Origin of the sequence: Streptomyces sp. NPDC059564, assembly GCF_042735575.1 — a bacterium.
GTDB lineage: Bacteria > Actinomycetota > Actinomycetes > Streptomycetales > Streptomycetaceae > Streptomyces.
Window position 1 is genome coordinate 1 of record NZ_JBHWBP010000401.1, and the last position, 6,529, is coordinate 6,529.

General features: G+C 73.9%; 9 protein-coding genes and 1 riboswitch. Of the genes, 2 read left to right on the plus strand and 7 right to left on the minus strand.

Features of this window, described 5'->3' with window-relative positions:
- The 5 genes from ACFV0Q_RS36445 to ACFV0Q_RS36465 form a co-directional block, all read right to left on the minus strand.
- A partial coding sequence (locus tag ACFV0Q_RS36445) for a PadR family transcriptional regulator (protein WP_385011547.1) occupies positions 1-419 on the minus strand: 419 nt, incomplete at its 3' end.
- Positions 420-483: 64 nt separating this feature from the next.
- The gene (locus tag ACFV0Q_RS36450) at positions 484-1,305 is read right to left on the minus strand and encodes an ATP-binding cassette domain-containing protein (protein ID WP_385011549.1); all 822 of its coding nucleotides are present in this window, start codon (positions 1,303-1,305) and stop codon (positions 484-486) included.
- Entirely contained in the window at positions 1,302-2,051 is a 750-nt protein-coding gene (gene cbiQ / locus ACFV0Q_RS36455) for a cobalt ECF transporter T component CbiQ (RefSeq protein ID WP_385011551.1), read from the minus strand. The genes ACFV0Q_RS36450 and cbiQ overlap by 4 nt, the downstream gene beginning before the upstream one ends.
- A gap of 3 nt (positions 2,052-2,054) precedes the next feature.
- On the minus strand, positions 2,055-2,408 hold the full coding sequence (locus ACFV0Q_RS36460; protein WP_385011561.1) for an energy-coupling factor ABC transporter substrate-binding protein: 354 nt from the start codon (positions 2,406-2,408) through the stop codon (positions 2,055-2,057).
- Positions 2,409-2,413: 5 nt separating this feature from the next.
- On the minus strand, positions 2,414-3,112 hold the full coding sequence (locus ACFV0Q_RS36465; protein WP_385011563.1) for an energy-coupling factor ABC transporter permease: 699 nt from the start codon (positions 3,110-3,112) through the stop codon (positions 2,414-2,416).
- 29 nt (positions 3,113-3,141) lie between these two features.
- Positions 3,142-3,345, minus strand: a riboswitch (cobalamin riboswitch).
- Between the two features lie 132 nt (positions 3,346-3,477).
- On the opposite strand from ACFV0Q_RS36465, the gene ACFV0Q_RS36470 reads away from it, so the two are divergent.
- Positions 3,478-4,395 (plus strand): methylglyoxal synthase, encoded by a 918-nt coding sequence (locus ACFV0Q_RS36470; RefSeq protein WP_385011553.1) that lies wholly within the window; start codon positions 3,478-3,480, stop codon positions 4,393-4,395.
- 95 nt (positions 4,396-4,490) lie between these two features.
- A complete protein-coding gene (locus ACFV0Q_RS36475; protein ID WP_385011555.1) occupies positions 4,491-5,207 on the plus strand; it encodes a flavodoxin family protein in 717 nt (238 codons plus the stop codon).
- A gap of 18 nt (positions 5,208-5,225) precedes the next feature.
- Here the strand turns inward: ACFV0Q_RS36475 and ACFV0Q_RS36480 are convergent, their stop codons facing one another.
- Together ACFV0Q_RS36480 and ACFV0Q_RS36485 are read right to left on the minus strand one after the other, a co-directional pair.
- Positions 5,226-5,762 carry a hypothetical protein gene (locus ACFV0Q_RS36480; RefSeq protein WP_385011557.1) on the minus strand — a complete coding sequence of 179 codons (537 nt, stop codon included), beginning with the start codon at positions 5,760-5,762 and terminating at the stop codon, positions 5,226-5,228.
- A 75-nt stretch (positions 5,763-5,837) separates the two neighbouring features.
- Positions 5,838-6,245, minus strand: a complete 408-nt coding sequence (locus tag ACFV0Q_RS36485; RefSeq protein WP_385011559.1) for an SsgA family sporulation/cell division regulator — start codon at positions 6,243-6,245, stop codon at positions 5,838-5,840.
- Positions 6,246-6,529: the final 284 nt, after the last annotated feature.

Below are 6,529 nucleotides of genomic sequence, written 5' to 3' on the forward strand. Positions count from 1 at the left end.
CGGCGGAATGGCAGCGGGTCGTCGAAGACCTCGTACGTCGCCAGCTGCCCCCGGTGCAGCTCCAGATGGCGCCGCAGCTCCGGTCCGAGCCCCTGGAGCCCCACCACGCCCGCCGCGCGCAGCCGCAGCAGCAGCGCGTCGCGCATCGGCTTGGGGTCCTGGCTCTCGTCCACCCAGCGGGCCAGCTCCGCGCTGCCGTCGGGCAGCACCTCGTACTCCTTCTTCTGCCCCCGCACGGGCCCCTCGCTGGGCAGCGCCCGGATCAGCCCGGCCTCCTCCAGCCGCCCGAGCTCCCGGTAGATCTGCTGGTGCGTCGCCGACCAGAAGTACCCGATCGACTTGTCGAACCGCCGGGTCAGCTCCAGCCCCGACGAGGGCTTCTCCAGCAGGGCGGTGAGGATGGCGTGCGGCAGCGACATGCGGCCCATCCTAGGTTTGCCGGCTCCCGGCCGGGCCCCGGCCGGTCCGGGGCCCGGCCGCCGCCTAGCGCCAGGCGGCCAGCGCCTCCGGCACCCGGGGGCCCGGGGCGTCCGCGTCCAGCAGCCCGTGGGCGCGCAGCAGGGCCGTCACCGCCGGGGACCAGGCCTGGCGCAGGCCCGCCGAGGCCAGCAGCTCCGGGTCCGACAGGAGCACCGCCGCCGGACCGGTCCGGATGCCCGACGGGGTCAGCACCGCCGCGTCGTCGGCCCAGCGCACCGCGAGGTCCACGTCGTGCGTGGCCATCACCACCGTGGTGCCGGCCGCGCGCAGACCCGCCAGCACGTCCAGGAGGCGTTCCTGCCCGTCCGGGTCGAGCCCGGCCGTCGGCTCGTCCAGGATCAGCACGCGCGGGGCCATCGCCACCGCGCCCGCGATGGCCGCGCGCTTGCGCTGTCCGTACGACAGGAGGTGCGTGGGCCGGTCCCGCAGCGCGGTGATGTCCAGGGCGGCGAGGGCGGAGCCGACCCGCTCGCGGACCTCGGGCGCGGGCAGCCCGAGGTTCATCGGCCCGAAGGACACGTCCTGTTCGACGGAGGCCGCGAAGAGCTGGTCGTCGGGGTCCTGGACCACCAGCTGTACGGAGGTGCGCAGCCGGGTCAGGCCCGCCCGGTCGTGGGCGACCTCCGCGCCGTCCAGGCGCAGCGTGCCCGCGGCGGGGCGCAGGCCGCCGCTCAGCAGCCGCATCAGCGTGGTCTTGCCGCTGCCGTTGCGGCCCAGCAGGACCAGCGCCCGCCCCTGCTCGATCCCGAAGTCCACGCCCGACAGCACGGCCGGGCCGTCCTCGTAGGCATAGCCCGCGCCGGCCAGCTCCACCACCACGCTCACAGGTACAGCTCCTTCAGTACGAGGGTCCCCGCGACCACGGCGGTCAGCAGGGCGGCGGAGGCCGTGAGGAACCGCCAGGACAGCGCCGCGTCCGGTACGAGGACGCGCAGCGCGCCGTCGTAGCCGCGGCCGGCCAGGCCTTCCTGGAGGCGGGCGGCGCGGTCGAAGGCCCGGACGAAGGAGGTCGCGGCGAGCCCGGCCAGCGAACGCCACACCGCCGCCCGGCTCGTCTGCCCGAGCCGGGCGGCCTGGGCCCGGCGGACCTGGGTCATCGAGTCCAGCAGCAGGAAGCCGATCCGGTACATGACGAGGGCGACGTCCACCACCGGGGCGGGCACCCCCGCCCGCACCAGCCGCGGCAGGACGTCCGAGACGGGGGTGGTGAAGGCGAACAGCAGCACGCCGAGCGAGGCCGCCGAGGTGCGCAGCAGGAGTTCGGCCGCGTGCCGGGGGCCGTCCGGGGCGAGGGAGGCGAAGCCGGCCGGGCCGCCGAGCGAGACCAGCAGCGGCAGCGCCCCGGTCACGCAGAAGCCCAGCGGCACCCGGAAGGCCCGCCACAGCTGCCGGCCCGCGACCCCGGCCGGACCCAGCAGCACGGCCAGCGTCGCGGCGCCGACCAGCGGCCCGCCGGGCCAGGGCGGCAGGCACACGGCGGCGACCGTCAGTCCGAGCCCCAGGAGCGCCTTCTCCAGCGGATGCCGCCCCCGCCACCGGCTCGCGTGCGCCGCCACGTCGATCGGCAACACCGCCTACGCCTCCGGCGGGGCGGGGACGGGCGACGCGTCGGGGCTCGCGGCCGCCGCCTGGGCCAGGCCCTGGCGGCGCCCCTTGCGGACGCCGAAGTAGTACGCGAGCAGGCCCGCGCCCAGGGCGGCCTGGAGGGCGAACAGTGCCGACTCGACCTCCCCGGACGGGGGTTCGTACAGCGGCGAGAACCAGGGCTCGTAGTCCGGCTTCAGTTCCGTGATGGCCGACTCGGCCTGCGCGTCCGCGCCCGTGAACGGCTCCTCCTTACCGTCGCCGAGCCCCAGCGCGAGCGGGAGCACGGCCAGCGCCGCCACCACGAGCAGCAGCAGGGTGTTGATCTTCGCGTTCCGGGACATCGCCATCAGAGGGCCGCCTCCTGCTTCGCCTTCGCGCTGCCGGTCAGCTTCGCGACCCCGAGCCGGACCAGGTCCGACTTGCTGGACTGCATCAGCAGCCGCATCACGAGGACGGTCAGCAGGCCCTCGCTCACCGCGAGCGGGATCTGGGTCAGGGCGAAGATGCCCGCGAACTTCTCCAGCGCGCCCGGGAATCCGCTGCCCGGATCCGGGAAGGCCAGCGCCAGCTGGACGGAGGTGACGCAGTAGGTGACGAGGTCGGCGACGAAGGCCCCGCAGAAGACCGTCACCATCAGCGGCGCACCCGACTTCCGCAGCAGCCGGTACACGCCGTAGCCCGCCCAGGGGCCGGCGATGGCCATCGAGAAGACGTTCGCGCCGAGGGTGGTGAGCCCACCGTGCGCGAGCAGCAGCGCCTGGAAGAGCAGGGTGATCGTGCCGAGCACCGCCATGATCGGCGGCCGGAACAGGATGGCCCCGAGCCCGGTTCCGGTCGGGTGCGAGCAACTGCCCGTCACCGACGGGATCTTGAGTGCGGACAGGACGAACGTGAACGCACCCGACGCCCCGAGCAGCAGCGTGCTCTCCGGGTTCGCCTTCACCTCGCGGGTGAGGGCGCGGACGCCGTGGACGACGAACGGGGCGGACGCGGCGCCCCAGGCGACCGCGTGCAAGGGGGGCAGGAACCCCTCGGCTATATGCATGGTTGTGGGAGACCTCTCCAGCACCTCGTGGATGGACGACGCGCCCCGGCCGGTCTCCTGGCTCACGGGTACTGATGCCCTGACTCCGCCTTCCCGGGGCCGTGCGGTCTCCCGCGCGGGCCCAGTGGCTTCCCGCGTACGTACAGGAGTGGAGCCGGACTTCCCGATCACAGTGGCGAGGGCCGCACCGGTTTTCCACCGGTTTCCCGAACGCCAAGGCCAGCTGACCCTAGTCGGCCGCACGGACCGGTCACAACCCGCCCCAATCCCGCCGATCGGGTGGCCGGATTCCGCTTGGCTGTCACCCAACGTGTTCACGCCGCTACCATCTGCACCAACCGCCCCGCCCGAAAAGGGAGTTCCGCATGGCCGTGACCACCGAAGACTGGCTGCCCCGCATCGCCGCGCTGTTCCGCACCTACGATCTCGACGGCGACGGCCAGCTCGGCCGCGAGGACCTCATCGCCTACGCCGGCCGGCTCGGCGAGCAGCTCACCGAACCCGGTGACACCCGCCGCCGCACCGCCCTCTTCGACGCCTACAACGAACTCTGGACCCAGCTCCAGACCGCCGCCGACACCGACCGCGGCGGCCGCGTCAGCGAGCAGGAGTTCGTCGCGGCCGCCGCCCGCGACGCCTTCGACGGAGACCGCACCTTCCGCGCCTCCACCCTGCGTGCCCTCGACGCCCTCGCCGACGCCCTCGACCGGGACGGGGACGGCCGCATCGACCGCGCCGAGTACGAGCGCCTCTTCGGCGCGACGGGCCTCTCCGCGGGCACCGACGCCCTCGCCTTCGACCGGATCGACGCGGACGGCGACGGCGCCGTCAGCCGCGAGGAACTGCGCGCCGCCGCCGTGTACCTCTTCCCGCTGGCCGACCCCGCCTGGCTGACCGGCGCCGGCCACCGCCCCGACCGCACCCGCGGCATCGCCCTGGTCGCCCACGACGCCCGCAAGGCGGACCTGCTCGCCTGGGCCGAGCGCCGGGCCGCCGACCTCAAGCCGTATCGCCTCTACGGCACCGGCACCACCGGCACGCTGATCAACCGCATGATCGGCCTGGACGTCACCCCGCTGCGCAGCGGCCCGCTCGGCGGCGACCAGCAGATCGGCGCGCTCGTCACCCAGGGCGAGATCGACATGCTGGTCTTCTTCTACGACCCGCTCGCCTCCCACCCGCACGGCGACGACGTCCGCGCCCTGATCCGGCTCGTCACGCTGGCCGACGTACGGCTGGCGCTGAACGCCGCGAGCGCGGACGCGATGATCGAGAGCCTGTAGCGGCGGCCGCGGGGACCGGGGGTCGGGGGTGCGGAGTGGCCCGGACGGGCGCGGCCCGCTGGCGGCCCCCGCGTCCCCCGGGAAGGCTGGGCTCCGTGACCGCCGACTCCCTCACCTACCCGGACCTCTCCGCCGTCTACGTCAACTGCACCCTGAAGCGCTCGCCCGAGACCAGCAACACCGAGGGCCTGATCGCCAAGAGCCGCGCCGTCATGGAGGCGGCCGGCGCCCGGACCTCACTGATCCGGGCCGTCGACCACGACATCGCCACCGGCGTCTGGCCCGACATGACCGAGCACGGCTGGGAGAGCGACCAGTGGCCGGTCCTCTACAGCCAGATCATGGACGCCGACATCCTCGTGCTCTGCGGCCCGATCTGGCTCGGCGACAACAGCTCGGTGATGAAGCAGGTCATCGAGCGGCTCTACGCCTGCTCCTCGATCCTGAACGAGCAGGGCCAGTACGCCTACTACGGGCGCGTCGGCGGGGCCCTGATCACCGGCAACGAGGACGGCGTCAAACACTGCGCCATGAACGTCCTCTACAGCCTCCAGCACCTCGGCTACGCGATCCCGCCGCAGGCCGACGCGGGCTGGATCGGCGAGGCCGGGCCCGGCCCCTCGTACCTGGACCCGGGATCCGGCGGCCCCGAGAACGACTTCACCAACCGCAACACGGCCTTCATGTCCTGGAACCTGATGCACCTCGCCGCCCTCCTCAAACGCGCCGGCGGCATCCCCGCCCACGGCAACCAGCGCTCCCTGTGGGACGCCGGCTGCCGCTTCGACTTCCCCAACCCCGAACACCGCTGAGCGGGTACGGGGGCGGGTTCAGCAGGTGTTCGGGTGGGCGACGTCCACCACGTACCGCTCGGGCGAGTGGAGGACGCTGGTGGTGAAGGACGGCCGGGTGTCGAAGGCGGCGCCGAAGGTCACGTACCCCTCGAAGTCGCCCGTCATGGCGATGCCCTTGAGCTTGCTGAGGTTGATCGTCTGGAGCTTGGGGCCCTGGTAGACGTTCTGGCCCGCGTCGTTGTGCGCGGCGGCGGGGTGCAGGCGGATCTCCAGGAAGTACGTCCCGGGCAGCGGCACGGGCTTGCCGGAGCCGTCGTAGACCAGCTCGGAGACGGGTGTGACGGTGACCGGCGGGACGGAGCCCTGCAGGTCGATGACGATCCGGTCGTACGTGCAGTGACCGCCCCAGCGGGCGTTCACGACGAGCGGGGTCTGGGTGCGGACGGACGGCGTGGTGGGTGCTGCGGACGCGGCGGCCGAAGCCGGTGCCGAGAGCGCGAGCCCGGCGGTGAGCAGGGCACCCGTGGCCAGGGCCACGGTCCGGCGGCGGCGCAGGCGGTGCGGGTGACGCATGGCGTCCCCCCGATTCTCGTGAGACGGGGACTGGCTGTCACCGTGGGAGACACCGCCCGGGCCCCGGCGGTTCCCTCAGTGCGCCAGCAGCGCGCTCAGCTCCGCGTCCAGGTCGTAGTGGCGCCGTTCCTGCCCGCGCGGGACCAGCTCGGTCATCCGCCGGCACAGCTCCCGTACGTCCTTGGCGCGGGCGGAGACCACACAGCTCTGCTCGCCGTTGCTGAAGGCGAGGAACACACGGGGCTCGGTGCCCCGCCGCAGCGGCCACACCTGTATGTCGCCCTCGCCGGTACCGCAGGTCTGCCCGTCGAGCAGCAGCTCGCGCGAGAACACCCAGCGGGCGAGGTGGGTCCCGGCGCCGCGGAAGTCGACGGCCAGTTCGTACGGCCGGTCCGTGCGGTAGACGAAGGCGCCGATCAGGGGGACGGACAGCGGTGCGGCCTCCAGCCGCAACGGCAGGACGCGGTGTTCGGTGGTGGCCATGGTGGCTCTGCCTCTCTTCGCGCGGGGGCTTTCACGGGCCCCCTCGGGCACGCTAGCCGACGTTCCCGGCGCTCCCCGGGGCCGAAGGTCCCGACCGGACGGGCCGCACGGCCCGTTTCCGGGAGCGCGCGGGGCCGGGCGGGCGGTCCGCCTCCGGCCGGGTCTCGCCCGGAAGGCGTACGGGCCCAGGGTGCCAGGACGCACCCGAGCCCGCCCTCCGGGGAGAGCTGGCTCGGGGGGACCTGCCGGCCTCGGTCGTGTAGGTCCAGGGGGCGTCGGTGCGG

Coding starts and splice junctions, on each gene's coding strand:
- ACFV0Q_RS36460 (WP_385011561.1), bottom strand. CDS start 2,408: ATGTCCCGGAACGCGAAGATCAACACCCTGCTGCTGCTCGTGGTGGCG.
- ACFV0Q_RS36465 (WP_385011563.1), bottom strand. CDS start 3,112: ATGCATATAGCCGAGGGGTTCCTGCCCCCCTTGCACGCGGTCGCCTGG.
- ACFV0Q_RS36485 (WP_385011559.1), bottom strand. CDS start 6,245: ATGGCCACCACCGAACACCGCGTCCTGCCGTTGCGGCTGGAGGCCGCA.
- ACFV0Q_RS36480 (WP_385011557.1), bottom strand. CDS start 5,762: ATGCGTCACCCGCACCGCCTGCGCCGCCGCCGGACCGTGGCCCTGGCC.
- ACFV0Q_RS36470 (WP_385011553.1), top strand. CDS start 3,478: ATGGCCGTGACCACCGAAGACTGGCTGCCCCGCATCGCCGCGCTGTTC.